General features: G+C 41.3%; 19 protein-coding genes and 9 pseudogenes. 6 read left to right on the top strand and 22 right to left on the bottom strand.

Annotation, left to right across the window (positions count from 1 at the left end; all coding sequences use genetic code 11):
* Positions 1-4 precede the first annotated feature (4 nt).
* The 20 genes and pseudogenes from QMQ21_RS15055 to QMQ21_RS14960 form a co-directional block, all read right to left on the bottom strand.
* Positions 5-2,236 (bottom strand): annotated as a pseudogene (locus QMQ21_RS15055) (DNA internalization-related competence protein ComEC/Rec2).
* Positions 2,220-2,870 carry a helix-hairpin-helix domain-containing protein gene (locus tag QMQ21_RS15050; protein WP_000387332.1) on the bottom strand — a complete coding sequence of 217 codons (651 nt, stop codon included), beginning with the start codon at positions 2,868-2,870 and terminating at the stop codon, positions 2,220-2,222. The pseudogene QMQ21_RS15055 and the gene QMQ21_RS15050 overlap by 17 nt, the downstream one beginning before the upstream one ends.
* A gap of 67 nt (positions 2,871-2,937) precedes the next feature.
* A complete protein-coding gene (locus tag QMQ21_RS15045; RefSeq protein WP_000443735.1) occupies positions 2,938-3,507 on the bottom strand; it encodes a GNAT family N-acetyltransferase in 570 nt (189 codons plus the stop codon).
* Positions 3,508-3,766: 259 nt separating this feature from the next.
* Positions 3,767-4,717: pseudogene (locus tag QMQ21_RS15040) on the bottom strand (PhoH family protein).
* A gap of 81 nt (positions 4,718-4,798) precedes the next feature.
* Positions 4,799-5,014 carry a YozE family protein gene (locus QMQ21_RS15035; RefSeq protein ID WP_001232084.1) on the bottom strand — a complete coding sequence of 72 codons (216 nt, stop codon included), beginning with the start codon at positions 5,012-5,014 and terminating at the stop codon, positions 4,799-4,801.
* 8 nt (positions 5,015-5,022) lie between these two features.
* The gene (gene cvfB, locus QMQ21_RS15030) at positions 5,023-5,877 is read right to left on the bottom strand and encodes an RNA-binding virulence regulatory protein CvfB (protein WP_001095471.1); all 855 of its coding nucleotides are present in this window, start codon (positions 5,875-5,877) and stop codon (positions 5,023-5,025) included.
* Positions 5,878-5,936: 59 nt separating this feature from the next.
* On the bottom strand, positions 5,937-6,494 hold the full coding sequence (gene frr, locus QMQ21_RS15025; RefSeq protein ID WP_001262225.1) for a ribosome recycling factor: 558 nt from the start codon (positions 6,492-6,494) through the stop codon (positions 5,937-5,939).
* An 8-nt stretch (positions 6,495-6,502) separates the two neighbouring features.
* Positions 6,503-7,236: pseudogene (pyrH, locus tag QMQ21_RS15020) on the bottom strand (UMP kinase).
* An 83-nt stretch (positions 7,237-7,319) separates the two neighbouring features.
* Positions 7,320-8,651 (bottom strand): methylenetetrahydrofolate--tRNA-(uracil(54)-C(5))-methyltransferase (FADH(2)-oxidizing) TrmFO, encoded by a 1,332-nt coding sequence (trmFO, locus tag QMQ21_RS15015; RefSeq protein ID WP_261814718.1) that lies wholly within the window; start codon positions 8,649-8,651, stop codon positions 7,320-7,322.
* Positions 8,652-9,075: 424 nt separating this feature from the next.
* Positions 9,076-9,955 (bottom strand): annotated as a pseudogene (gene rsmI, locus QMQ21_RS15010) (16S rRNA (cytidine(1402)-2'-O)-methyltransferase).
* Positions 9,956-9,957: 2 nt separating this feature from the next.
* Positions 9,958-10,275 (bottom strand): DNA replication initiation control protein YabA, encoded by a 318-nt coding sequence (gene yabA, locus QMQ21_RS15005; RefSeq protein ID WP_000358228.1) that lies wholly within the window; start codon positions 10,273-10,275, stop codon positions 9,958-9,960.
* Between the two features lie 39 nt (positions 10,276-10,314).
* Positions 10,315-11,205, bottom strand: a complete 891-nt coding sequence (locus QMQ21_RS15000; RefSeq protein ID WP_023936953.1) for a DNA polymerase III subunit delta' — start codon at positions 11,203-11,205, stop codon at positions 10,315-10,317.
* Positions 11,202-11,840 (bottom strand): dTMP kinase, encoded by a 639-nt coding sequence (gene tmk, locus QMQ21_RS14995; protein ID WP_000033362.1) that lies wholly within the window; start codon positions 11,838-11,840, stop codon positions 11,202-11,204. Before tmk ends, QMQ21_RS15000 begins: the two co-directional genes overlap by 4 nt.
* A 228-nt stretch (positions 11,841-12,068) precedes the next feature.
* Positions 12,069-12,866, bottom strand: coding sequence for a pyrroline-5-carboxylate reductase (gene proC, locus QMQ21_RS14990; RefSeq protein WP_023936955.1), 798 nt, complete (start codon positions 12,864-12,866; stop codon positions 12,069-12,071).
* 3 nt (positions 12,867-12,869) lie between these two features.
* Positions 12,870-14,132, bottom strand: a complete 1,263-nt coding sequence (locus QMQ21_RS14985; protein ID WP_023936957.1) for a glutamate-5-semialdehyde dehydrogenase — start codon at positions 14,130-14,132, stop codon at positions 12,870-12,872.
* A 9-nt stretch (positions 14,133-14,141) separates the two neighbouring features.
* Positions 14,142-15,250, bottom strand: a pseudogene (gene proB, locus QMQ21_RS14980) (glutamate 5-kinase).
* A gap of 100 nt (positions 15,251-15,350) precedes the next feature.
* The gene (cbpE, locus tag QMQ21_RS14975) at positions 15,351-17,234 is read right to left on the bottom strand and encodes a phosphorylcholine esterase CbpE (RefSeq protein WP_023936958.1); all 1,884 of its coding nucleotides are present in this window, start codon (positions 17,232-17,234) and stop codon (positions 15,351-15,353) included.
* 2 nt (positions 17,235-17,236) lie between these two features.
* Positions 17,237-18,124 (bottom strand): RluA family pseudouridine synthase, encoded by an 888-nt coding sequence (locus QMQ21_RS14970; protein ID WP_000403212.1) that lies wholly within the window; start codon positions 18,122-18,124, stop codon positions 17,237-17,239.
* Positions 18,114-18,590 (bottom strand): signal peptidase II, encoded by a 477-nt coding sequence (lspA, locus tag QMQ21_RS14965; RefSeq protein ID WP_031243700.1) that lies wholly within the window; start codon positions 18,588-18,590, stop codon positions 18,114-18,116. The genes QMQ21_RS14970 and lspA overlap by 11 nt, the downstream gene beginning before the upstream one ends.
* A complete protein-coding gene (locus QMQ21_RS14960) occupies positions 18,571-19,479 on the bottom strand; it encodes a LysR family transcriptional regulator (RefSeq protein WP_001025687.1) in 909 nt (302 codons plus the stop codon). Before QMQ21_RS14960 ends, lspA begins: the two co-directional genes overlap by 20 nt.
* On the opposite strand from QMQ21_RS14960, the pseudogene QMQ21_RS14955 reads away from it, so the two are divergent.
* Positions 19,472-19,676: pseudogene (locus QMQ21_RS14955) on the top strand (AraC family transcriptional regulator). The gene QMQ21_RS14960 and the pseudogene QMQ21_RS14955 overlap by 8 nt on opposite strands.
* A 50-nt stretch (positions 19,677-19,726) precedes the next feature.
* Here QMQ21_RS14955 and QMQ21_RS14950 read toward each other — a convergent pair.
* Positions 19,727-20,398, bottom strand: coding sequence for a CPBP family intramembrane glutamic endopeptidase (locus QMQ21_RS14950; protein WP_000746011.1), 672 nt, complete (start codon positions 20,396-20,398; stop codon positions 19,727-19,729).
* Between the two features lie 218 nt (positions 20,399-20,616).
* Between QMQ21_RS14950 and QMQ21_RS14945 the strand changes: the two genes are divergently transcribed.
* From QMQ21_RS14945 to QMQ21_RS19545, 3 genes and pseudogenes are all read left to right on the top strand, one after another.
* Positions 20,617-21,426, top strand: coding sequence for a Cof-type HAD-IIB family hydrolase (locus QMQ21_RS14945; protein WP_023932748.1), 810 nt, complete (start codon positions 20,617-20,619; stop codon positions 21,424-21,426).
* A complete protein-coding gene (locus QMQ21_RS19550) occupies positions 21,401-21,823 on the top strand; it encodes a hypothetical protein (RefSeq protein ID WP_023937543.1) in 423 nt (140 codons plus the stop codon). Before QMQ21_RS14945 ends, QMQ21_RS19550 begins: the two co-directional genes overlap by 26 nt.
* Before the next feature lie 58 nt (positions 21,824-21,881).
* Positions 21,882-22,088: pseudogene (locus tag QMQ21_RS19545) on the top strand (choline-binding protein); the annotation flags it as partial.
* A gap of 111 nt (positions 22,089-22,199) precedes the next feature.
* Here the strand turns inward: QMQ21_RS19545 and QMQ21_RS14930 are convergent.
* A pseudogene (locus QMQ21_RS14930) lies at positions 22,200-22,741 on the bottom strand (transposase); the annotation flags it as partial.
* A gap of 431 nt (positions 22,742-23,172) precedes the next feature.
* Between QMQ21_RS14930 and gdhA the strand changes: the two are divergent.
* Together gdhA and QMQ21_RS14915 are read left to right on the top strand one after the other, a co-directional pair.
* Positions 23,173-24,519, top strand: coding sequence for an NADP-specific glutamate dehydrogenase (gene gdhA / locus QMQ21_RS14920; RefSeq protein WP_023937544.1), 1,347 nt, complete (start codon positions 23,173-23,175; stop codon positions 24,517-24,519).
* Positions 24,520-24,633: 114 nt separating this feature from the next.
* A pseudogene (locus QMQ21_RS14915) lies at positions 24,634-25,355 on the top strand (IS630 family transposase); the annotation flags it as partial.

Genomic DNA, 25,355 nt, shown 5'->3' with positions numbered 1-25,355 from the left:
TTTCCTATCGAACGCTTTCAATCTTCCAACTATTCCAACCTTTAAACCGTATAGCTCCATGCTGGTCAGTTCGGTAAACTTTGCTATTGATACCTTCCAGTCGTGTCAAAGTTTCCTGATGGGGAGTTTCGTTCGATTGTTCTTTCCAACTGAGATGAGAGTCATCTCTGGTTTGAGCTGTTCTAAAAAGTCTGAACTTAATGATTTTTTAGAGCCATGTTGGCTAGCTTTCAAAACATCCACTTCTAGGTCAGGATAGTGCTTCAGCATGTCCTTCTCTCCTTTCTCCTCCAAATTTCCAGTGAAAAGAAAGTTTTTATCCAAGAGTTTTCCATACAAAACCAGGGTATCTTCATGATCTCCAATTTTCCTTGGAGATAGGACTTCTAACTGACTTCCAAAAATTGGCAAGTTCTCTCCTGCTGTCACACTGCGCACCTTGGTTTGAGTCGCCTGTAGTTCTACCACAAATTCCTTCTGTTTCAGATTTCCTTTTGATACTAAAATCTCCCCTACATAAAAAGCCTTGGTCACCTCCAACAAATCTCCAACATGTTCCTTGTCCGTATTTGTCAAAATCAGCTGGTCAATCTTGGCTACTCCTCGACTTTTGAGATAGGGAATCAAGGTTCGCTGGGCATTGCTGGTCGTCGCCTTTTCTTGCCATTTTTCAATTTTCTTATCAGATTCTGCCTTGCCACCTACATCTATGAGAATGGTCTTCCCAGTTACATCCCTTAGGAAAATACTTTCTCCTTGCCCCACATCCAGCATGGTAATTTCATTTTCCAGTGGATGCTTGGTCAAGAAAAAGAGACCCACAATAAGTAAGCTGAAGCCAGCTACTCTTTTGATATTTTTCCTCAAATCATAGACCAAAGCCAAGGAAATTAACAATAAAATTAAAAACCATGCATTAGGTTGTCCAAAGACAAACGGCCTACTTGTCATCTGCGAGACCAAGCGAATCATTCCCTCCAACCATTCAAAGATAAAATTCAGTTGAATGACTGGATAGAGAAAGGAAAGGGCAAATAAGATAGACAAGAGCGGTAAGAAGACCAAATCAAATAGAAAGGAAAAGACAAAGGTCAAGGATGGACCAAGGTTGAAATTCCGCAAAATAGAAGGATAGAATGGGCAATATGCCCAAGGAGATGACTAGACTTTCACTAGCAACAGCCTTGAGCCCCTCCCCTTCTTTGCTGGTCATGGTCAGGATAAAAGCATAAGCGCAGGACAAGACTCCTCCTGCTGTCAAGAAAAAGTTTGGCATGACAATAAAGAGGAGAAACACTGTCAAGGCAAAATTATCCAAGCCCTTAACCCCATGTTGAGCCAGTAGCTTTTGCAAGAGACTGCGAATAACCGATGCTGAAAATCCAGTTAGTCCCGCATAGATAAGGGAAAAGGGATAAGTCAGCCATTTCAACTTTTCTTGGGTCAAGCCCAATCGCAAGAGAAGTTTCTTAAATCCATTCATGAAAAAACCTACCTGCATGCCAGATAGGGCAAAGAGGTGGATAATTCCTAGACTGGAATAAAGCTCATTCATCTCCTCAAAGTCGGTGTCCAGATGTCCCAGCAAGAGTCCTGTCATGTAATTGCGCATAGGGTCTGGAAAGTGCGTCTTAATCCAAACCACAGCCTTTCGACGTAAACTGGACAAGTTTTCTCCTATATCCCAACTGCCAATCTTTTGAAGTGACTGGATTGTTTTGATATTGAGAGTCTGGTAAATTCCCTGAGTCTTCAGATAGGCTTGGTAATTAAAGCCACCAAAATTTCTCTGCCCTTCTGGCTCCGAAAGCTTCCCTTCTAGTCCTATCTCATGCAGGTCGGTTAAAGCTTGAAAGGCTTCTTTCTCCTCCTCGGACTGGAGTTTATAATAGACTTGAAAAATGCGTCCATCAGCCTTGCCGCGAAAGGACAGACTATCACCATTGACCTTAACAGTGTCAGGCAGAATCCGTACCCTTTCAACAGAATCCGCCAGATTTTGACTCGCTTGGCTCTGTTGCCAATTTTGAAACAGAAACCAGAAGCCAAAGACTCCACAAATCACTAAAACTTTGCCTGTTGATTTCCATGGAAATTGGAAAAAGAGACAGACTAGCAGAAAAACAAAGCCCAACAAAGCAAGATAGGATGCTGAGAAAATAGCGTAATAAAACCAAAGTAACAAAAAACTCAGGTAAATTAGGGGAATGGGGATGTTCTTAATCCACTGTAACATAGTCTTTTAGCTTTTCTATGGTCTTAGCACCAATGCCAGAGACCTTCTTGAGTTCATCAATCGACTTGAATTTCCCATTTGCCTCACGATGGTCTATAATGTCCTGAGCTCGTTTTCCTCCCAGTCCCTTAACCTGTTTAAGCTCTTCCAGACTGGCCTTGTTGAGATTGACCTTCTTTTCCTTGCTTGTTGAAGAAGCTGTCCCCGAACCAGTCTGTTGACTAACTGCTTCTTCTCCCTTAGTAGGAACGTAAACCAGAGCCTCATCACTAACTTTCTGAGCTAGATTGAGCGACTTGCTGTCTGCTTGCTCTGTCAAGCCACCAGCCTTCTGAACAGCATCATTGACTCGACTACCTACAGGCAAGTCATAAATCCCTGGCGATTTGACAGCACCTTTGACATCTACTGTGATTAGATCTTGTTCAAGGGGTTCTTCCTTCTCTTCCTTGTTCACTTCCTTTTCGGATACCAAATCCTTGGAAACAGCTGCAACTTCAGCCTGCAAATTCGTTTCCTTTACAGGTGTTTGTGGAGCTGGCTTTAGCAGGAAAAATCCGCCTACAAGCAAGCCCAGACCAGTACAGATGACGATGATTTTATACTCTTTGATTTTCTCGATAATTGCTTCCATATTTTCTCCTCTCTTAGATTATTCGTAAGAGGAAGAAAAAACAGTCGAAAAATTTCTTTTCAACTGCTTATTTATTTGCAAAATAGTCTTCCTTGGTCAAGACATAATGAACTCTTGTCACGATTCGGCCTTTTTCATGCTGGTCCATACAAGCATAAGCTTCTTCGTGGGAAAAACGCATGCCTGATTTCTCCATGACCTTTCCTGACGCGGGATTAGCCTTATCGTGTAAAGCAACTAACTTATTCATTCCTATCTTCTCAAAAGCTAGCTCAATTACGGCACGATTGGCTTCTGTCGTCAATCCTTGATTCCAATACTTTTTATTGATAATGTAGCCAATAGCTGCCTTCTTAAGAACAGGATCAATCTTGTGCAAGTCAATGGTTCCGATAAACTTGCCGTTATCTTTTAATTCAATCCCCCAGCGTCCCAAGGGATTAGCCAAGTAGAACTGAGCAATATTATTCTTGGTTTCTTCTACATTTTGATTGGTTGAAAAAGTGTAACGTGTATTATCCTTGTCCGAGGCATAGTCAAACATTGCTTCCGCATCATTCAAAGTTACAGGTCTAAGCAACAAACGCTCTGTCTCGACTATGGGATACTGAGCTAGTTTTAAAAAGATTGATTCCATACGTTTCTTCCACTTGAAACCTTTCTAATCTAATATAAGGATATTGAATAAAACATTTAAAAAGCAAACTTATAGTAGATTGAAATAAGATATAAACAAATCAATCAGGAAAGTCAAATTAATTTCTAAAAATGTTTTAGCAGTCACAACGTACTATTCTAGCTTCAATCTACTATAGATTTAGTATTGAGATAACTTTAAGTACAAAAGAACTATCCTTCATATAGAGGTTGAGGATCTAATTCTTCACTCTCTTCTTTTAACCTAGTTCTGGTTCATAGGCTCGGATAATCTGAGCGACAACTGGGTGGCGAACCACATCCTTGGCTGAAAAATGAACAAAGTCAATCTGGTGAATGTTCTTGAGTTTCTCTTGGGCATCAATCAAAGGACTTGACATTGCGTGGCAGGTCAATCTGACTGATATCTCCATTGACAATCATCTTAGAATGAAAACCTAAACGAGTCAAAAACATCTTCATCTGCATAATGGTCGTATTTTGCGCCTCATCGAGAATGACAAAGGCATCATCCAAGGTCCGTCCACGCATATAGGCAAGGGGCGCAATCTCAATAATTTCACGCTCCATGAGTCGAGTTGTTTGGTCTTTCCCCAGAATCTGATACAAAGCATCATAAACAGGTCGAAGGTAAGGATCTACCTTCTCCTTAAGATCACCGGAAGAAAACCTAGACTCTCTCCTGCTTCCACCGCTGGACGTGTCAAGATAATCCTCTTGACTTGCCCACGTTTAAGTGCAGTCACTGCTAAGGTCACTGCAAGAAAGGTCTTCCCTGTCCCTGCTGGCCCAATTCCAAAGGTCACATCATGCTGTTTAACACTGTCCACATAAAGTTTTTGACCCAGTGTTTTGACACGGATAGGCTTCCCTGTATTATCCTTGATAATTTCTTCTTCATAAAGGGCGACAAATTTGTCGATTTCATCGTTTTTGACCATGCTAATCGCAGTCACTACATCTGGTGTGCCGACTGTCATTCCACGATTTACCAAAACCATCAAGGCTTGAATAACTTGTCTAGCTTCCTCACAAGCTGACTCCCCCCAAGACTTGTACAATCTCTGTACGAGCATGAATCACCACATCAAGCTCTTCTTCCATCAAACGAAGATGGCGCTCATTGGAACAAAAAGATGAAACAGGTCATCTGGATGACTCAGTTGAATGTCTATTGAATGTTCCTTCAAATAAAGAACCTCTCTAATCCTTTTATTTCTTTTTATTATAGCAAAGGGATGGAGAAATTAGCCCAAACCCAATGAATCATGCTAGTGTTCTAAGTATTCTTGCCAGATAGCGTCAAAGTCTCCTAGGTTAAAAGAGAAACTGGCATGTTCTTCCAAAAAGCGACTCACCTCATCAAAATCATCTGTGTGTTTTGGAAAAGCTGATTCTTCAAAGGCTAGGTCTGCTAGGATAGCTTTGGGACTGTTACTTTTAGGATTGCGCTCGGTCATGAGCCAAGTGTAAAATGATTTTCTCATATGTCACCCTAGATCAATTCTGTCCCAAACTGGTCTTGCTTGATTTTACCAGCCTTCATAAGACCACCTAAAACTTTCTTGAACTGACCTTTAGAAATGCCAAAGGTTGCCTTGATGTCATCTGGAGATGACTTATCATTCAAGGTCATGAAACCGCCATTGCTTTCCAAATAAGTCAAAATCATCTGGGCATCATTTTCCAACATTTCAAATGAACGTGGTTTGAGGGAGAGGTTCAGAGTGCGGTCCACTTCGCGGAAACCAATGACACGCGCATCTAAAACTTGCCCTAAACGTGGCTCTGCATAGCGCTCGCTAGGATGGATAAAACCAAGCATGTTATTTTCTGGCAGGTAAACAAAAGTTCCTGACAGCTTGAGGCGGTATACAATGGCTGGCCAGTTTTGGTTCTGCATGTTGTTGTAGGCAGGTCGAGCCAGACGTTGGAAGTCTTCTTGATAAGCCAAGAGTCCCCAGATACGATCTTTCTTGTCCACTTCAAGACGGATGTAGAGTTGATCACCCTTCTTAGGCCAGAGTTCCTTGAGCTCAGGGAGAATATCGAGTGACACAACGATTTCCTTGTCAGGAAGGCCTGTATCCACAAAGACACCCAAGTCTTTACGAACTTCTGTGACACGTCCCCAACCAAATTGGTCCTGAGTGGCAGTCACTTCTAGAGTTGTCAAGCGGAGTTTTTGCTTCATATCCGTGTAGGCAAAACCTTTAACCGTATCCCCTACTGTATGTTGACCTTCTTCCTTGGTAAGAGCATAGGTCTGGCCATCCTTTTGAACAAAGTAAAAACGGTCGTTTTCATCGATGATCAGTCCAACGATAAAACTTGCAAGATTTGTATTCATATTTCCTTCTTTCGAACAAAACTCAGCCAGCAATGCCAACTGAGTTTTTCTGTTTATTTTTAGACTTCCAAGAGTTCTTTCTCTTTGTTGGCAGTCATGTCGTCGATGTGTTTAACAGCATCATCTGTTACTTTTTGAATGTCTTTTTCAAGAGTCTTCAATTCGTCTTCAGTGATTTCTTTTGCTTTTTCTTGTTTCTTAGCTTCATCCATAGCATCGCGACGGATATTGCGGACAGCCACTTTAGCATTCTCACCGACCTTCTTCACTTCTTTAGCAAGGTCACGACGAGTTTCTTCTGTAAGAGCAGGGATAACCAAACGAATTACAGAACCATCGTTAGCTGGTGTGATACCAAGATCAGAAGCGTTTAAGGCACGTTCGATGTCTTTCAATGAAGACTTGTCAAATGGTGTTACCAACAAAACACGCGCTTCTGGAATGGTAATTGAAGCAATTTGGTTAAGAGGAGTTTCTACTCCATAGTATTCTACATGTACACGGTCGAGTAAACTTGCGTTGGCACGACCAGCACGGATACCACCAAATTCACGAGCAAGTGATTGGTGAGACTGGGTCATTCTCTCTTTAGCTTTTTCAATAATTGCGTTAGCCATAATCTTTCTTATTCCTTTTCTTCGATATTATTTGAAACTGTTGTTCCGATATTTTCACCAAATACGACACGTTTGATGTTGCCTGGTTGGTTCATGTTGAAGACAACCAAGTCAATGTCGTTATCCATTGAGAGGGTTGAAGCAGTTGAGTCCATGATACGAAGACCTTTATTGATAACGTCACGGTGGGTCAATTCTTCAAACTTAACGGCTGTCTTGTCCTTCTTAGGATCGGCATTGTAAACACCATCGACCCCATTTTTAGCCATAAGGATAGCATCCGCTTCGATTTCAGCTGCACGAAGGGCCGCTGTTGTATCTGTTGAGAAGTAAGGTGAACCAATTGGCACCAAAGATAACGATACGGCCTTTTTCAAGGTGACGAAGGGCACGTCCACGTACGTAAGGCTCTGCCACTTGTTGCATTGCAATGGCTGTTTGCACACGCGTATCAACCCCAACTTGTTGCAATGAATCTGCCATCACAAGAGCATTCATAACAGTCCCAAGCATTCCTGTGTAATCTGCCTGAACGCGGTCCATTCCTGCTTCTGCAGCAGGTTCACCACGCCAGAGATTTCCTCCACCAATAACAAGGGCAATTTCGATACCTAAGCTATGAACTTCTTGAATCTCTTTTGCGATTGTTTGAACTGTTTGGATATCAATCCCTACGCCACGTTCATACAAGGGCTTCACCTGATAACTTGATTAAAATACGTTTATACTTGGGATTCGCCATTTTCACTCTCCTTCTTTTATCCTACCTATTCTATCACAATTTCTAAGATTTTTATAGTATCATGAGCAATTCTTTCAAAAAAATTAGACAGTCAAAAATTCCTCTAAGTCGGCAAGGGCACGCTCTGCAATTTTTTCATAACGAGCCTTCTTATCACGGATACGCTCGCCTTCCAACTCCTTGATGATCCCAAAATTGACATTCATTGGTTGGAAATGTTTGCTGTCGGCATGGGTAATGTAATGAGCTAAGCTTCCAATCGCTGTCGTCTCGGGGAAAATAACCTCGCTTTCTTCCTTGAAGAGACGAGCTGCGTTAATTCCCGCAACTAAGCCCGAAGCCGCCGACTCAACATAGCCTTCCACCCCCGTCATCTGACCAGCAAAGAAGAGATTTGGTTGTTTCTTGGAACGGTAAGTCTGCTCAAGAAGATTTGGTGAATCCATGTAAGAATTGCGATGCATGACACCATAACGGACAAACTCCGCATTTTCAAGACCAATCATTTGGAAGACACGCTTTTGTTCTCCCCATTTGAGGTGGGTCTGGAAACCAACAATATTGTATAGGCTACCAGCTGCATTATCCTGACGAAGTTGCACAACCGCATAAGGTGTTTTAAATTCTCCATCACGAGGTCCTGTGTAGTCGTCCGGATACTCAAGACCGACTGGCTTCATAGGGCCATAAAGCATAGTTTTAATGCCACGTTTGGCCATAACTTCGATTGGCATACATCCTTCAAAGTACTTTTCTTTTTCAAAAGAATTGAGCGGTGCTTCTTCCGCATTGACCAAGGCTTCATGGAAATCCATAAACTCTTGCTTGGTCATTGGAGCATTGAGATAGGCTGCTTCTCCCTTATCATAACGAGATTTGAGATAGACCTTACTCATATCGATAGTGTTGACATCGATAATAGGCGCTGCTGCATCGTAGAAATAGAAGCCATCGCCATTATTAAGGGCATGAATCTTTTCAGCCAGGGCATCGCTAGTCAAGGGACCAGTCGCCACAACTGTAATAACATCTGTTGGCAATTCTGTAATTTCATCACGCACCACTTCAATCAAGGGGTGGTTGACCACTTTTTCGGTCACCATTTGAGAGAAACCATCACGATCCACCGCAAGGGCTCCATAAGCAGGAACACGTGTAGCCTCAGCAGATTCCAAGATAACAGAACCCAAGCGACGCATTTCTTCCTTGAGAAGACCAACTGCATTTGTCAAAGCATCCCCACGCAAAGAATTGGAACAAACCAACTCAGCAAAATTGTCTGTTTTGTGCTGAGGAGTCGACTTGACACCACGCATTTCATAAAGTTTAACTGGAATACCACGCTCTGCGATTTGGTAAGCTGCTTCAGAACCTGCCAAACCAGCACCGATAACATTGATATAAGATTGAGACACGACACTAATACCTCTTTGGGAGTGTGAAGTTAAGATTCACATTGAAAAAGCCAATCAGACTTACGAGCTTTCGAGTTTCTTGGCTCAGGCTGAAAAAGTCCCCGGACTTTCCTCGCTCTCAATTTCTTGGCTCAAGCTGAAAAAGTCCCCCCGGACTTTTTCACTCCCACAAATCTTTCTATTTTTTTCTTCTACTAGTATAACAAAAAAAGGGAAGAAGGCAAACTTCCCTGTTTATACTAAATGAAAATCAAAGAGCAAACTAGCCGCAGGTTGCTCAAAGCACTGCTTTGAAGTTGTAGATAGAACTGACGAAGTCCAGCTCAAAACACTGTTTTGAGGTTGTGGATAGAACTGACGAAGTCAGTAACCACACCTACGACAAGGCGACGTTGACACGGTTTGAAGAGATTTTCGAAGAGTATTAGTCATTTTCTTGATTTTCTTCCCAATCATGGTAGGCAGCGTAGAGCTGGCTTTTATTCCACTGGTAAATCTTAGCGACTTCCTTGATAGCTTGATTTTTCTTCATGCCTTGCTGGATACGGGCTTGGATTTCTAAGAACAAGTCCTCCTCGTCTTTTTCCTCCACATCCTGACTGGCACCTTCAACAATGAGAAGGCATTCTCCTTTAAGTGGCGTTTCAGCAATGCTTTCCAATAACTCAGAAATGGTACCGCGTTGGTATTCTTCATAGATTTTAGTCAATTCCCTGACCAAGACAACCGAGCGGTTACCGTAGACTTCTAACATATTTTCCAACGTATCTGCTACACGATGAGGCGATTCATAGAAAATCTGAGTTTCAGGATAATCTTTTTTCGAGTCGAAAAATTGCTTTTGCTGGCCTGATTTTCTCGGTAAAAAGCCGTAAAAGATATGTGGTTGTGGCGCTAGACCACTGGCAATCAAGGCAGAAATTCCTGCAGAGGCACCTGGAACAGTCACAACTGCAATTTCTTCCTCAATAGCTGCCTTAACCAAATCATGACCAGGGTCTGAAATGCTAGGCAAACCTAAGCATCAGAGACCTGAGCAATACTTTGCCCTGCTTTCAAGAAACCAATCAAATCAGGAATTTTTTCCTTGGCATTGTGCTCATGAAAACTGATCTGCTTGGTGGAAATGTCAAAATGCTTAGCAAAAGACCTGTATTGCGCGTATCCTCAGCAGCAATCCAGTCCACTTCTTTCAAGGTCTGGATAGCGCGAAAGGTCATATCATCTAGATTGCCAATCGGCGTTGCCACTAGATACAGCTTGCCATAGGGAAACTGCCCCTTAAAACTTTTTTGAATCTGCATGCTTACTCCCTGTATAACAACTCGTCACAGAACATACATTCCTCGTCCTGTTCTCGACGTTGTCCATAAAAATCATTACATACGTGAAATCCATCACGGTAAATGCGACGAACACTTTCGCGAACATGCTTGGCCTTGACGGGAGCGTCTGCTTCCACCTCACCCAAACGTTCGCGCAACTTAGAATTTTCCAAACGAAGAGCTGTATTTTCCTCTACTAGGCTCTTGAGATTTTTCTTGATAGCTTCCACATCGGCCAAGGTTACCAATAACTGTTGGGAAAAATCATCCAGCGCGTCAAATAATTCTTTTTTGTCCATAAGCCAGGCCTTTCCTTTCTTTATCGTTCATTTTTGAGTTTATATTTCTTTCAAGACCAGATATTCCATGGCATTTTGAAAGCTGACATTAGCTTGCCACATTTTTCTAGCTTCTAGCAAATCTTGTAGAATCACCCTTACTCTTACCTGCAAGAGATCCTGCCCACAGAGAACTTCAAGAACCCGTAAAACCTGATCTTGTTTTTCCTTATCATCTGCCAAGTTCGCTAATTTGGCAACCTGTAGATAACTTTCTTTTTTCTTAGCTACTAACCAAGTCAGCAGGCGTTCACTTTCATCGACCAAGGTCCAAAAACTTGCCTGATTAGCCAACTTTTCTGCTTCAGCTCGCGATTGACTAAACTGAGCTAAAAGAGTCGCTTTTTTCTTAACAAGTCCCATTTGTTCTAAGAGCAAGATGAGTTGTTCTTCTTGCTTTTTAAAGTGGAAAATCTGGGTCCGACTTCGGATTGTCGGTAACATCTTTTCCTCATCGCTAGTCAAGAAGAAAATATAAACTTCACTCTGGGGTTCTTCGATGACCTTAAGCAGAGAATTGGCTGCGTTGGGATGCATTTTATCCGCTTGCTCGATGATAAAGACCTGTTGCTGGCTTTCAATCCCTGCTTGAGAAAACTGTCCCACCAATTCCCGAATGCGTTCTGTCTTGATGACCTGATTGACTGGCTTAATCAAGGTTACATCGGGAAATTCTCCCTGTTCAATCAGCTTACAATTTCGGCAGTTTTCACATGGTAAAACATCTACCTTATCCGTACAAAATAGACTCTTGGCCAAAAACTGCGCCATTTCCAGGCTTCCAAAGAAACCTGAAAAGAGATAGGCGTGATTGAGCTGGTCTTGTTCTAAGATACGGACAAATCGGTCAAACTGGGCTGGTTGCCAAGCCTTTAATTGTTCTTGTTTCATTTGGCCAAGCCCATTCCGTCAAACAAGACAGCCTTGGTAGTTTCCACAACTTGCTCCAAAGGGAGACTAGCATCAATCTTGACAATGCGATTTCCCTCTTTATCCAGAAGAGAAAGGTAGCCTTGACGAACTTTTTTATGCAAGTCCAACCCTTCCAAATCCAAACGATTAACCTCGCGGTCACTATTAGCAGCAATACGAGCCAGCCCTTCTTCCACCTCGATGTCAAAATAGAGTGTCAAATCGGGTTTGAGGCCATCTGTCGCAAACTGATTGAGCCAGTCAATGGCTTCAATATCTAAGCCACGACCAAATCCCTGATAGGCAACAGAACTATCGATAAAACGATCCATGATGACCAACTTGCCAGCTTCAAGGGCTGGAAGAACTTTTTCCACCAAGTGCTGTCTGCGACTGGCAATATAGAGAAGCAACTCTGTCTTCGCATCCATCTGAGTATGACTTGGATCCAAAATCACTTCCCGAATCTTCTCCCCAATCAAGACTCCGCCAGGTTCACGGGTCGTCAACACCTCTACTCCTTTTTCCTCTAAAATTGGTAGCAGAGCCTCTAAAACACTGGTCTTGCCTGCTCCCTCTGGTCCCTCAAGAGAGACTAAAAATCCTTTTGACATGTCTAACTCATTTCTTTTTTACTACTTCTATTCTATCAAAAAAATAGGGGTTTGTGACAATCTTTTTGTCTTCTCATTTCATACTCAATGAAAATCAAAGAGCAAACTAGGAAGCTAGTCGCAGGTTGCTCAAAACACTGTTTTGAGGTTGCAGATGGAAGCTGACGCAGTTTGAAGAGATTTTCGAAGAGTATCAACCACCATAAAAGAGGCAGACAAATCCACCTCTTATTTACCTAGTTCTTGTGTTCGTTTGTAGGCTTGACCAACTGCATCCATGACCGTTCCTCGAAAAGCATGCGCTTCTAGGCTCGCTACACCAGCGATAGTCGAACCGCCTGGGCTGCAAACTTGGTCTTTCAAAACTCCAGGATGTTGCTGACTTTCAAGGACCAATTGTCCAGCTCCTACCACAGTTTGAGCTGCCATTTTCAATGCTGTTTCTCGTGGCAATCCAGTCTGAACACCTGCATCTGCCAAGGCCTCGATAAAAAGATAGACAAAGGCTGGTCCACAACCTGCAAGACCTGTCGCTGCATCTATTAAGCTTTCTCCAAGTTCAACCAAAAGACCAGCCTTGGCTAAAAGCTGACAAAAGAGCTCACTGTCCTCAGCCCTGCAATTAGGAGACAAGGCATAACTAATCACTCCTTGACCAATAGAAGCAGGGGTATTTGGCATCATACGAATAATTCTGTGTTGATTTGGAAGAAGACTAGCGAGTTTTTCCAAGGTCAATCCAGCTGCCATGGAAATCAAAAGAAGACTTTCTCGTTTTTCAAGGATGGTCTGATATTGAGAAAGTAAGTCTGAGAACTGAGCTGGCTTAACACCTAGAAAAATCACATCTGCTTCTGCAAAAATTTCTTCATTGCTGGAAGCCTGACCACCAAAGTCTGCAATGAAAGCATCTACCTTAGCTTGACTACGATTGGCAAGAAGAATGTCATCACACGTCTTGGCCTGCAAAACAGCCTTAGCCAAACTAGCCCCCATATTCCCCAAACCGATAAATCCAATCTTCATCTCTTACTCCCTTATCTGCCCATCACCAGCAACCACATACTTGTAGCTGGTCAACTCTTTCAAGCCCATTGGACCACGCGCGTGCAATTTCTGAGTAGAAATTCCCATCTCACATCCAAGACCAAATTGTCCACCATCGGTAAAACGAGTTGAGGCATTGACATAGACAGCTGCAGAGTCCACTTGATCTGTAAAGTAAGCTGCAGCTTCAGCATTTTCCGTTACAATGGCATCTGAATGATGGGTACTATGGGCTTCAATATGGGCAACCGCTTCTTCTAAACTGCTCACAACCTTAACAGCTAAGACATAGTCTAAAAACTCGGTGTCAAAGTCTTGTGCCTCAGCTGCTTGACCTGAAAGAAACTGACTGGCTTTCTCATCCAAGCGGAATTGAATTGGTTCCAACCCAGCTTCTTTTCGATCTGCAACCAGCACTTGCTCCAAGCGAGGAAGGAAGCTTGCTGCCTTGTCTTCATGAACCAGCAGAACCTCCATGGCATTGCAAACAGAGGGACGACTGGTTTTAGCATTGTTGATGATAGACAGCGCCTTGTCTTCGTCTGCATCCTTATCCACATAGACATGGACAATCCCAGTCCCTGTCTCGATAACAGGTACAATCGCATTCTCAACCACTGCATTGATCAAGCCAGCTCCTCCACGAGGAATGAGGAGGTCTAGATAGCCCTTGGCCTTCATCATAGCATAACTACTTTCATGGCTAGTATCTTCCACCAGTTGAATCACATTTGGGTGAATAGTAGTCGTCTCCAAGCCCTTCTTCAAGGCTGTGACAATGGCATGGGTTGTTTGATAGGCATCCTTACCACTACGAAGAACAACCGCATTTCCACTCTTAAGAGTCAAAGCAGCCGCATCAGACGTCACATTTGGACGGCTTTCATAGATAATACCGATGACACCCATAGCTACACGTTTTTTTGTGATAACCAAACCATTTTCAAGCTGACTTGTTTCTAAAACTTCACCGATTGGATCTGGGAAGGCAACCACTTCACGAATTCCTCTTGCCATCGCTTCTATACGATCTGCATCCAAATAAAGACGATCCAACATCACATCTGAGATTTTCCCCTTAGCCGCTGCCATATCGAGGGCATTAGCCGCTAAAATTTCCTCAGTAGCAGCCACTAAGTGATCAGCCATGGCTAGCAAGGCTTGGTTTTTCACTTCTTCACTAGCTGTGTTAATCGATTTTTTAACAGCCTGTACCTGTTCAAATTGTTCTTGTCTACTCACCATAGTTTACCTCTAAAATTCTGTAAAAAGTAGTTGGATTTCAGGAGTAATGGAAATCCAGTCGTCACGGTAAATCAAGACACCCTTGGCTTTTTGAGAACGCAACATATCCTCCAAAGCAGATGCTCCAAATTGCACGCGTCCTTTTCCAAGTGATTTTCCACTTTCCTTATCAAATACTGTCACGATATCACCGTAAGAAAAGGCTCCTTCTGCTTCAACGATACCAGATAAGAGAAGACTCTTTCCATGTTGAGAGAGAGCTTCCGCAGCCCCTTTATCAACCCAAATAGAACCTTGACTCTGAGCATAAAAGGCCAGCCATTGTTTCTGGGTACGAAGCCCCTTCTCTTGCGCAACAAAGTAGGAACCATCCTTGGTCTCCTCAGCCGCTTCAATCATGGCATCTGACTTCAAGGATGAGCAGATATAAACAGGAACACCCGATTCTGTCGCAATAGTTGCAGCTTTGATTTTGGTTAACATGCCCCCAGTTCCGTTTGACGAACCAGCTCCATAAGCCATATCGATAATCTCACGATTGATAGTCTCGATTTGCTCCAAACGTTTGGCTCTTGGATCTGAATTAGGATTTCCTGTATAGAGACCATCTACGTCTGTCAAGAGGATCAAAAGGTCTGCTTGGACCATGGCCGCCACCTGTGCACTCAGAGTATCATTGTCCCCAACCTTGAGTCATCAATAACAACACTATCATTCTCATTGATGATAGGAATCGCCCCACGGCTAAGTAAAACCGACAAAGCCTGATGGGCATTTTTATAACGACGCTTATCTACAAAGTCATCCTGGGTTAGCAAGATTTGTGCAGAAACGATTTGGCGCAAGAGAAGATTGGTCGTGTATTCTTCCAACAAAAGCCCTTGTCCTACCGCTGCTGAAGCCTGTTTATCAGCAATTTTAGTCGGACGCTTTTTAAATCCTAAGGCTCCAAAACCAGCCGCAATGGCACCTGAAGACACCAAAATCAACTCATGACCAGCCTCGTGCAGCATAGCCAACTGCTGGGTAATATCCTTTACCTTACTACGTGATAAACTTCCATCCTCATTTGTCAGAGAAGAAGTACCCACCTTAAAGACAATCCGTTTGTATTTCATAGTCTCACTCCGATTATTCATATTTATCCATTATAACATGAATAACAGGAAATAGAAAAGAGTTGATAGGAAAAAGAAGGCCCTAAAACCTTCTTTTCTACTACTGTTCTGATTCCGATTTGTTTACACTCGTTTCAGAGCTTTGTGAAGTTGAGGATGTCAAATCTTGACTAGTTGAAGAATTTGTAACACTTTCATGTTGACTCGTTTCTTTATTTTCAAGATCCTTTTTCACTACTTCTTTGGATTCTTTTATTTCTGAATGACTTGTAGTTTTAATTGTAGCAGATTTCTCGATCGGAACATCCACTAACCAGGCACCACTTGAATCCACAGTATAGCCTTCTGGTGTCTTACCATTCACAAGTAATTGACCATTTTCTTTCAAGAAGTACCATTTATCCTTGTCTTTAATCCAACCTATAGCTCGTGAACCATCTGTCTTGTAGAAATACCAATCATTTGCCTTTTTAAGCCAGCCTTGCTTCATAGCTCCTGATTCTTCTAGATAGTAATGATGTCCAGCAACTTCTATCTCACCTGTCTTCATGATACCAGTAGAATCCATATAGTACCAGGCTTCTTTATCTTTTACCCAGCCCGTTTTCATTTCCCCTGATGGAGCAAAGTAATACCATTGCCCCTTATATTGAAGCCAACCTGTCTTCATAGAGCCATCAACATCCAAATAATACCACTGCTCTTTATCTTGAATCCAACCAATTTCCATCTGGTTTTCTTTGTTAAAATAATACCAGATTCCAGCGATTTTCTTCCAATTTTTAGCAGCAACACCAGAGTCTGTCAAATAGAACCAACGATTGTTCCATTTTTTCCATTGATTCTGTAATAAGATACCCGTTTGGTTAAAGTAATACCATTCACCCTTAATTTCATTCCAACCGACAGCATATTCTCCTGTAGAATCAGGCGCTTGATACCACCAGTTTCCATATGAACTCTTATGCCAACCAGCTTGAAAACTTGGAATAGGCTTGTAGGAAGTTGAAATGTTTACTAAACCGTCTTGTCGAATATCAAAAACTGTTGCATCATAGTCTTTGCTGGCTGCGTTGATTCTCTCAATTCCTCGTTCTTTGAGCCAATTAACATACTCACTATCAACACCATTTTTCCAAGGTAGACTATCCGAAGTTTGAACAATCAAACTCGGACTCAAATTTTTAATAAAATCCTTGGTATTTGATTTGTTGGTATCATGGTGATGATTAAACTTCATCAAATCAACTTTTCCAATGAGAGGTCCATACTTATCTTCCGCTCCATGCACATTATCTAAGTCGCCCCCAAGGTAAATTTTCTTACCATTGACTTTTACTACGCTAATCAAGGAATTGGAATTATCATCCCAAATTTTCTTTAATTCACCTGATGAATCTGTTTCATTTTCATAATTATATAGTTGAATATCCATGTCTCCAAACTGAAAATGAGCATCTCCTTGTGTGATATTTTGAATAACTGAAACACCTTTTTCAGCAGCAGTCTTTAAAACCTTATCATAGCCATACAGATTATCCCAAAGACGTTCAGGCTTAGTAATACGATTATCACTATATTTCTTAAGATAGACTCGGTCAACTGGATAGGTAGACAGTAATTCATCAACATTTCCAATATGGTCACTGTGGGTATGGGTTACCAAAATAAAATCAAGTTTTTGGACACCCAATTCCTTCAAACGACGAAAGACACGGTCTGTTAGAACATGCTTATAAGTTGTATTGATACCCTGTCTCCATGGATAACGAGAATCACTTCCATCTGGGAAATCATAATCTTCTCCTGTATCCACCATGGCAAAATGTCCATTGCTTTCAAGAATAATCGCATCACTGCCACCTTCATGAACATTTATAAAGTGGATTTTATTTCCTGAACTTTCTTGAGCTTGAACATTTCCATACCATGACAAGCCTAAAAAAGCGCCTGCAAGTGCTAAACTAGTTAATTTCTTTTTCATTCTTACTTCCTCAATCTCTCCAATGTTTCCTTAAAAATTGCTGGGATATCTGCTGTAAATTCTAAGGTCTCACCTGTTCTCGGATGAGTAAAACCTAGAGTCTTGGCATGAAGAAATTGTCCATGCCCCTTAAGTGTCTTACGAGGACCATAGACTTCATCCCCAGCAACTGGATGACCGATATAAGCCATGTGGACACGAATCTGATGGGTACGCCCTGTCTCTAGTTGCAACTCCACTAAGCTATAATCGCCAAAGCGTTCCAAGACGTGGAAACGAGTTACTGCAGGTTTCCCTTTAGCAGTCACAGCCTGTTTCTTACGATCTTTTTCACTCCTACCAATCGGTGCTTCAATCACACCGCGATCATTGGGCAAATTTCCATGAACAATCGCCCAATATTTGCGGAGAGACTTTTTATCCTTGAGTTCTTGGGCAAGTGCTAGATGCGCCTCATCATTTTTAGCAATCATAAGAAGACCTGACGTATCCTTATCAATACGATGAACAATTCCTGGACGCAGAACCCCATTGATACCCGACAAGTCCTTAATATGATACATAAGGGCATTTACTAGGGTTCCACTAGTATGACCAGCACTCGGATGCACAACCATTCCCTGAGGTTTGTTGACAACAGCCACATCCTCATCTTGGTAGATGATTTCTAGCGGAAGATCCTCAGCCACATACTCTAAAACCTCTGGTTCTGGCACATGGTAAGTGACGACATCGCCCTCTTGGACAGTGTATTTAGCTTTCTTGACTTGGCCATTGACCAAGACCTGGCCTGATTTGATTTGTTCATTCGCGAGACTACGTGATAATTCTGTCAAATCTGACAAAGCCTTATCTAAACGCAGGCCACCAGTTTCAATTTTAATTTCCATTTATTTCCTCTTTTAGCATTGCAATCAATAAAATAATCACTCCAACAGTCAGATAGCTATCTGCCACATTGAAAATTGCAAAATTGATAAAGTCAAGGTGAAACATATCCACAACAAAGCCCTGACTGACCCTGTCAATAAAGTTTCCAAGACCACCCGCGATTATCAGAGTCAAACCCAAGACCATCCAGAATGAGTCCTCCATGTGCTTATGTAGATACCAAATGGCACCTACCACGACGACCAGGGTAATGACAGCGAATAACAACTGCTGATCTTGTAAGATAGAAAAGGCTGCCCCTCGATTTTGCAGGTAGGTCAAGCTAACGAAATTGGGAATCCAGGAGCGCACTTCACCCAGTGGAATCTGTTGGACGATATAGGATTTAACTAACTGATCCAGCGCAATCAAAAGCAGTACAATGACTGCCACTATTCCTCTTTTTTCATGATTTCCTCTTCTGATTAAAATATTCTTGCATGACTTCTACGAAAAGAGTTCCAGCTTGACTCAGCTCCACTTCTTCACGTTTAACATAGACCATGCGGTTATCTAGGTTATCCTTAAGACGAATAACTGTGATGCCATTCACACTGTCACTATCTAAAAATCCAGAACCTGTTGCATAAGCGTCCGTCCGCTCCAAAATACCATTCAAAGTAGCACGGTCTGTCACATTAAACATCTGCGAGCTCGCGCTGGTATCAACAAAGTTCTCTGAATAATAAAGATACTCGTCTTTCTCTTGCGTGAAACGAACCGTTGGTAGATCCGCTAAATCCTCCATGACCAATTCCTCTTTCTGAGCTAAAGGATGCCCCTCACGGAGATAAATATGGGTATGGAAGGGAATTAGTTCAATAACCTCTAGGCCTAACTTTTCAACCCGTTGCATAATCCCTTTTTTATTTTGATTATTGAGGTAGATAATCCCAATCTCACTGTGACCTTGCGCTACTTCGTCTAAAATTTGAACAGTAGTTGATTCAAAAATACGGAAGTTCTTATAATCAGGATAGCGCTCTGAAAAGGCCGTAATGGTTGGTGGCAAGAAGTCATAGTGCTGACTGGCAATGGAAAATTCATCCTTTTCTTCCTCAGGATGGGCATACTGATTTTGAAAAATATCAAATCCTTTAACCAATTCTTGCGCTTTTTCATAGAATTCCATACCACGACGAGTCAAGAAAGTCCCTGAGCTGGTCCGACGGAAAATCTTAAAACCCAATTCTTTTTCCAAATCACGAACAGAAATAGACAGACTCGGCTGACTAACATACATCTTTTCAGCAGCTTCACGAAAAGTACCGCTATTGGCAATGGCCACAACATAGCGTAATTGTTGAATGTTCATCTTCTACCTCCAACTTCTTTATCTTTTCATTATACCATATTTTAGAAGTTTTCCAAAAAGGAAAAAGAACATCCTATTCTTCTTAACCTTCTTAACTATCTTCACTATCTGCCTTTCTCAAGCCAACCTTATTTTCAAAATCAATTCAAAAAATAACTGGATACACACCACTCCAATATCGAAAAGAAAAACGTTGACTATTTGTGAAAAAAGAAAATGCGGAAAGTTCCGACATTTTTTTAGTAAGCTAACTTCCTGAAAATAGGAGTAACCATACATTCCAGAAGGCAGTGATATTGATGAGAATATGAACTAGTATTGGATAGTAGAGATTTTTTGTCATGCGATACAGTAGAGCTAAAATGAGACCTCCACTAGCATAAATGAAAAAAGCAAGAGGAGTTAAAGCAAAATTGATATGAATATAACCGAAAATAATAGCAGAAAGCAAGACATCTCCGTACCAAGGCGAGTTTTTGAAAAAGGTTGTCATAAGCACACCGCGATAAATCAATTCCTCAGCAATAGGGCCGATGAAGCAAGCCATGAGCAAGAAATAGGGTAATTCCTGTCTCCCTATCATTTCTATCGTTTCATTCAAAGAAATTTGATTTGAAGACGAGGGTATGAAATAAGACAAGAGGACGTCAGACATATACAAAATGATGTAACCCAGTAAAAGGTAGATAAAGTGCCTCAGCTGCCATTTGAAATGAAAAGTCTTCTTTCCTGCAAAAACTAGTAGATAGATGACCGCTAATAAAAGACCTCCACTCTCCATCCAAAGCAGAATCTGAAAAAATTCACGACTTGCTGGTAGATAGGGCTTTGCGAGGTGATTGAAAATTCCCCAAAACCAAGTTGATTTGTAAAAAATTAAGGATAATGCTAGTAAAATCTGAATAATCCGTTTTTTCATATTAAATCCTCTGTTTTCCTTGACTAGCTTATTGAATAGAATGGTTTGCTTAATTGAATCACAAGTTTAGTATAGCATATCTTGGCCAAATATCCTCTTCAAATCATGAATTGTCATCAAAACATCCTAAACTGTAAAATCAATTAGCCCCAAGCTTCCTATCAATTTCTTCTCCAAAATATGCTATAATAATACCAAAAGATAAAGAAGGAAGTCTTATGATTAAACTACTAGCCTTGGATATGGACGGAACCCTCCTCAATGAAGCCAAGGAAATCCCACAAGCTCACATTATTGCTATTCACAAAGCCATTGAAAAAGGTGTCAAATTGGTTCTCTGTACGGGTCGCCCGCTTTTCGGTGTCCTCCCCTACTACAAAAAACTGGGGCTTGATCTCCAGAATGAGTATGTGATTGTTAACAACGGTTGTTCAACTCACCAGACTAGCGACTGGGGCTTGGTTGACTGGCAAGAACTTAGTCCAGCAGACATCGAATACCTCTATGACCTAGCTGAAAAAAGTGATGTTCAGTTGACTCTTTTTGATGAGGAACATTATTTTGTCCTCGGTGGCAAACCTAATGAAATCATTCAAAATGATGCCAAACTAGTCTTTTCAGACCTGACTGAAATTTCTCTTGAGGAAGCGACTAGTGGCAAGTTTCGTATGTTCCAAGGTATGTTTTTAGGAACAGAGAGCCAAACAGACGATTTTGAGCAGCGTTTTGCTGAAGAGCTTTGCCAACGATTCAGTGGAGTTCGTTCGCAGCCTGTCATTTATGAAGCAATGCCGCTTGGAACGACAAAGGCTACTGCTCTTTCACGACTAGCTGAGATTTTGAAGATTGATTCCTCAGAGATTATGGCCATGGGCGATGCTAATAACGATATCGAAATGCTCCAATTTGCAGGGCTTGGGATTGCAATGGGAAATGCCAGCGATTATGTCAAATCTCTTGCGGATGCCGTTACCTCAAGCAACGAAGAAGACGGCGTTGCGCGTGCTATTGAGAAATATATTCTATAAATCTCGTAGCGGAGCAAATGTCTCTGATCAAACTGGACACTACGAATCCTTAATCAATCCAGAATTGACCTATATGGGTTTGGCAGCCTTTGAAAACCCTGTTACTCAAAATGGATGGATTACCGTTGCACAAAGTTTCGGAACATCATCTGGTGGCTCTGAAGAATTAGCTGGTGGTTATGGAAAAGCCATTCAATACATAGAAGCCTACTCTTCTCAGATTCAAACATTTGCGACTAAGGCGAATCTTTTTGACAAAAATTTGAAGGCTATCGGAACTCATAAAATCAAAAATGAAAATAAGAGTACAACGAATAATTCCTACAATTTCTTTAACCAAATGCAAGAAGTAGGTAAAAGTATGGGTTTTTGGCGACAAGCTGGCTCGCGTTGGTAGTTTATGCAACTTGATGGGATCTTACCCTTACAATCAGTGGGCAAAATTAGATAATATCTGGTATCGCTTCGATAGTTCAGTCTGGATGCAAGCAGGTTGGTTGAAAGACGGTGAGACTTGGTACTATCTCGACGGTTCAGGTGCTATGAAAACAGGCTGGATGAAGGTATCTGGCAAATGGTACTATGCTTATAGCTCTGGTGCTCTAGCAATCAATACGACTACACCAGACGGTTACCGTGTTAATTACAATGGGGAATGGGTAGGATGGTTTAACTACAACAAAAATACTCTATACTATCTCACAGTGAGTAGTCTTCACTTTCAAATAGTATAGAGATTTTTATTTACCTAGTATAGCTCTTATCTTAGGTGTTTATAACAAACTGAAACAAGAGTGGGACAAAAGAGCCTCGTAAAAGGTATTGCAACTTGGTAATACCTTTTTGAGGTGCTTTTTGATATGAGCACATGTCTTCTCAATAGGATTGTACTCAGGTGAGTAGGGAGGAAGGGGTAAAAGTTTATGCCCAAACTCTTCACACAAGAATTCTATCCTAGCTATTCTATTGGAATCTTGCATTATCCATAATAATAACTGAGGGTGTGGTTAATGTTGGTAAAGAAATTTCTGAAACCATGCTTCAAAAAAGTCGCTCGTCATCGTCTCTTCGTAGGTCATGGAGCGATTAAGTCACCATTTGTTAGACCTGCAACCAAAGAAATCCCCTGATATCTTCTTCCAGAGACTTTACCTCCTATTAACTGACCCTTTGATGAGCGACCATATTCTCGATAAAAGTAAGTATCGAATCCTGTTTCATCAATATAAACAGGTGCTAAGTGCTTTAAACTATTAAAATTCTTAAGAAATAAGGCTACTTTTTCTGGGTCTTGTTCATAGATAGTATAGTACTTTATGGTTACCGAACAAGTCTAATGAAAAAATTCTGATGATAGTTCTAAATCTCAATAACCGCTTGGGTTCCATGATCCAACTCCAGCAAGACATCTATACTTGTATAGAAAATCCTGCCCTGAATAAGGAGATGTAAATATTTCTTTCCTCCAAAATGGTCATAGTTTTGCTGGCAAATCTAACATATCATGGATAAATTAACAAGTGATTTCTGAATTGCTAAACATTTTCTTTTCTTATAGCATATTTTCAGATTTTCTCTTTGAGAAAGATATTTACAAGAAAAAGGTTCGTTTTTTGTCTATTTTCAAAAAGTCTTAAAACTAAATTGAAAGAATTTTTAGAAAATTTTTGTTTTTCTCTTTACAGTTTAAAAAAATTCTGCTATAATAGCTCATGTAATAAACTATGACAACAAAAGGAGAACGATATGACATCTGCTAAAGAATATATCCAAAGCGTGTTTGAAACTGTAAAAGCTCGTAATGGGCACGAGGCTGAATTCCTCCAAGCTGTTGAAGAATTTTTCAACACTTTGGAACCTGTATTTGAAAAACACCCTGAGTATATCGAAGAAAATATCTTGGCACGTATTACTGAGCCTGAGCGCGTAATTTCTTTCCGTGTTCCTTGGGTTGACCGTGATGGAAAAATTCAAGTAAACCGTGGTTACCGTGTTCAATTCAACTCAGCTGTTGGACCATACAAAGGAGGACTTCGTTTCCACCCAACTGTAAACCAAGGGATTTTGAAATTCCTCGGATTTGAACAAATCTTCAAAAACGTCTTGACTGGACTTCCAATCGGTGGAGGTAAAGGTGGATCAGACTTCGATCCTAAAGGTAAAACAGATGCTGAAGTGATGCGCTTCTGCCAAAGCTTCATGACTGAGTTGCAAAAACACATCGGACCATCACTTGACGTACCTGCTGGTGATATCGGTGTTGGTGGACGTGAAATTGGTTACCTTTACGGTCAATACAAACGTCTTAACCAATTTGATGCTGGTGTCTTGACTGGTAAACCTCTTGGATTTGGTGGTAGCTTGATTCGTCCAGAAGCAACTGGTTACGGTTTGGTTTACTATACTGAAGAAATGCTCAAAGCTAACGGTAACAGCTTTGCTGGTAAGAAAGTCGTTATTTCAGGTTCTGGTAACGTTGCTCAATATGCTCTTCAAAAAGCAACTGAACTCGGTGCAACTGTTATTTCTGTTTCTGACTCAAATGGTTATGTCATCGATGAAAATGGTATCGACTTCGATCTTTTGGTTGATGTTAAAGAAAAACGTCGTGCTCGTTTGACTGAGTATGCAGCTGAAAAAGCAACTGCAACCTACCACGAAGGTACTGTATGGACTTACGCTGGAAACTATGACATTGCTCTTCCATGTGCCACTCAAAACGAAATCAACGGTGAAGCAGCTAAACGTTTGGTTGCTCAAGGCGTTATCTGTGTATCTGAAGGTGCCAACATGCCGAGCGACCTTGATGCCATCAAAGTTTACAAAGAAAATGGTATCTTCTACGGACCTGCAAAAGCTGCCAACGCTGGTGGTGTAGCCGTTTCAGCTCTTGAAATGAGCCAAAACAGTCTTCGCCTCTCATGGACTCGTGAAGAAGTTGATGGCCGTCTCAAAGACATCATGACAAACATCTTCAACACAGCTAAAACGACTTCAGAAACATACGGTCTTGATAAAGACTACCTTGCAGGAGCTAACATTGCTGCCTTTGAAAATGTAGCAAACGCTATGATTGCCCAAGGTATTGTTTAAGATTTATTTGCTTAATCCTCAATCACTACGATTGGGGATTTTTAGTTGAGTTAGACAGTTGGGAAATTCTAATTATACTGGACTAAAATCAAAAAACATCTTATAATAGTAGTTATGAAACTTACAAACGAAGAAACACAAAAAATTGAACAACTCCTAAGAGATTCATCGTACGCCAAATATCACAAACGTCTACAGATTATTTATTTTCGCTCAAAAGAAAAGAGTTATAAGGAAATCATGGATTTGCTAGATTGCAATAAAACAACTGTTTGGAGGAATTTGAAAAAATATAAGGAGTTTGGTTTAGAAGCGCTTCTTCAGGAGACCCGTGGTGGACGTCATAGAGAATATATGACTTACGAAGAAGAACAAGCATTTCTAAAACGTCATATAGAAGCTGCTCAGGCTGGGGAATTTGTAACTGTCAATCAGTTATTTGAAGCCTATCAAAAAGAGATTGGTCGCACTTCCACACGTGATGGTTTCTATTATCTCCTGAAACGACATGGTTGGCGAACGGTCACTCCTCGACCTGAGCATCCCAAGAAGGCAGACGCTCAGACAATTGAGACGTCTAAAAATAAAATCTACATTCGAGACCTTAAGTAAGCGCTTTAAAGAAGAGGGGACTTATAACAAAGTACGTTTGATGTACCAAGATGAAGCTGGTTTCGGAAGAATCAGTAAGATGAGTTCTTGTTGGGCTCCTCAAGGAATCCGACCTAGCATTCCTAGTCATTATATGCGAGAATATCGCTATTGTTATGGGGCAGTAGATGCTCAGACAGGAGATTCCTTTTTCCTCATTGCTGGAGGATGCAATACTGAGTGGA

The organism is Streptococcus bouchesdurhonensis (assembly GCF_948472335.1).
The sequence above is the reverse complement of the archived record's forward strand: the minus strand, read 5'-3'. Positions and strand labels throughout refer to the sequence as shown.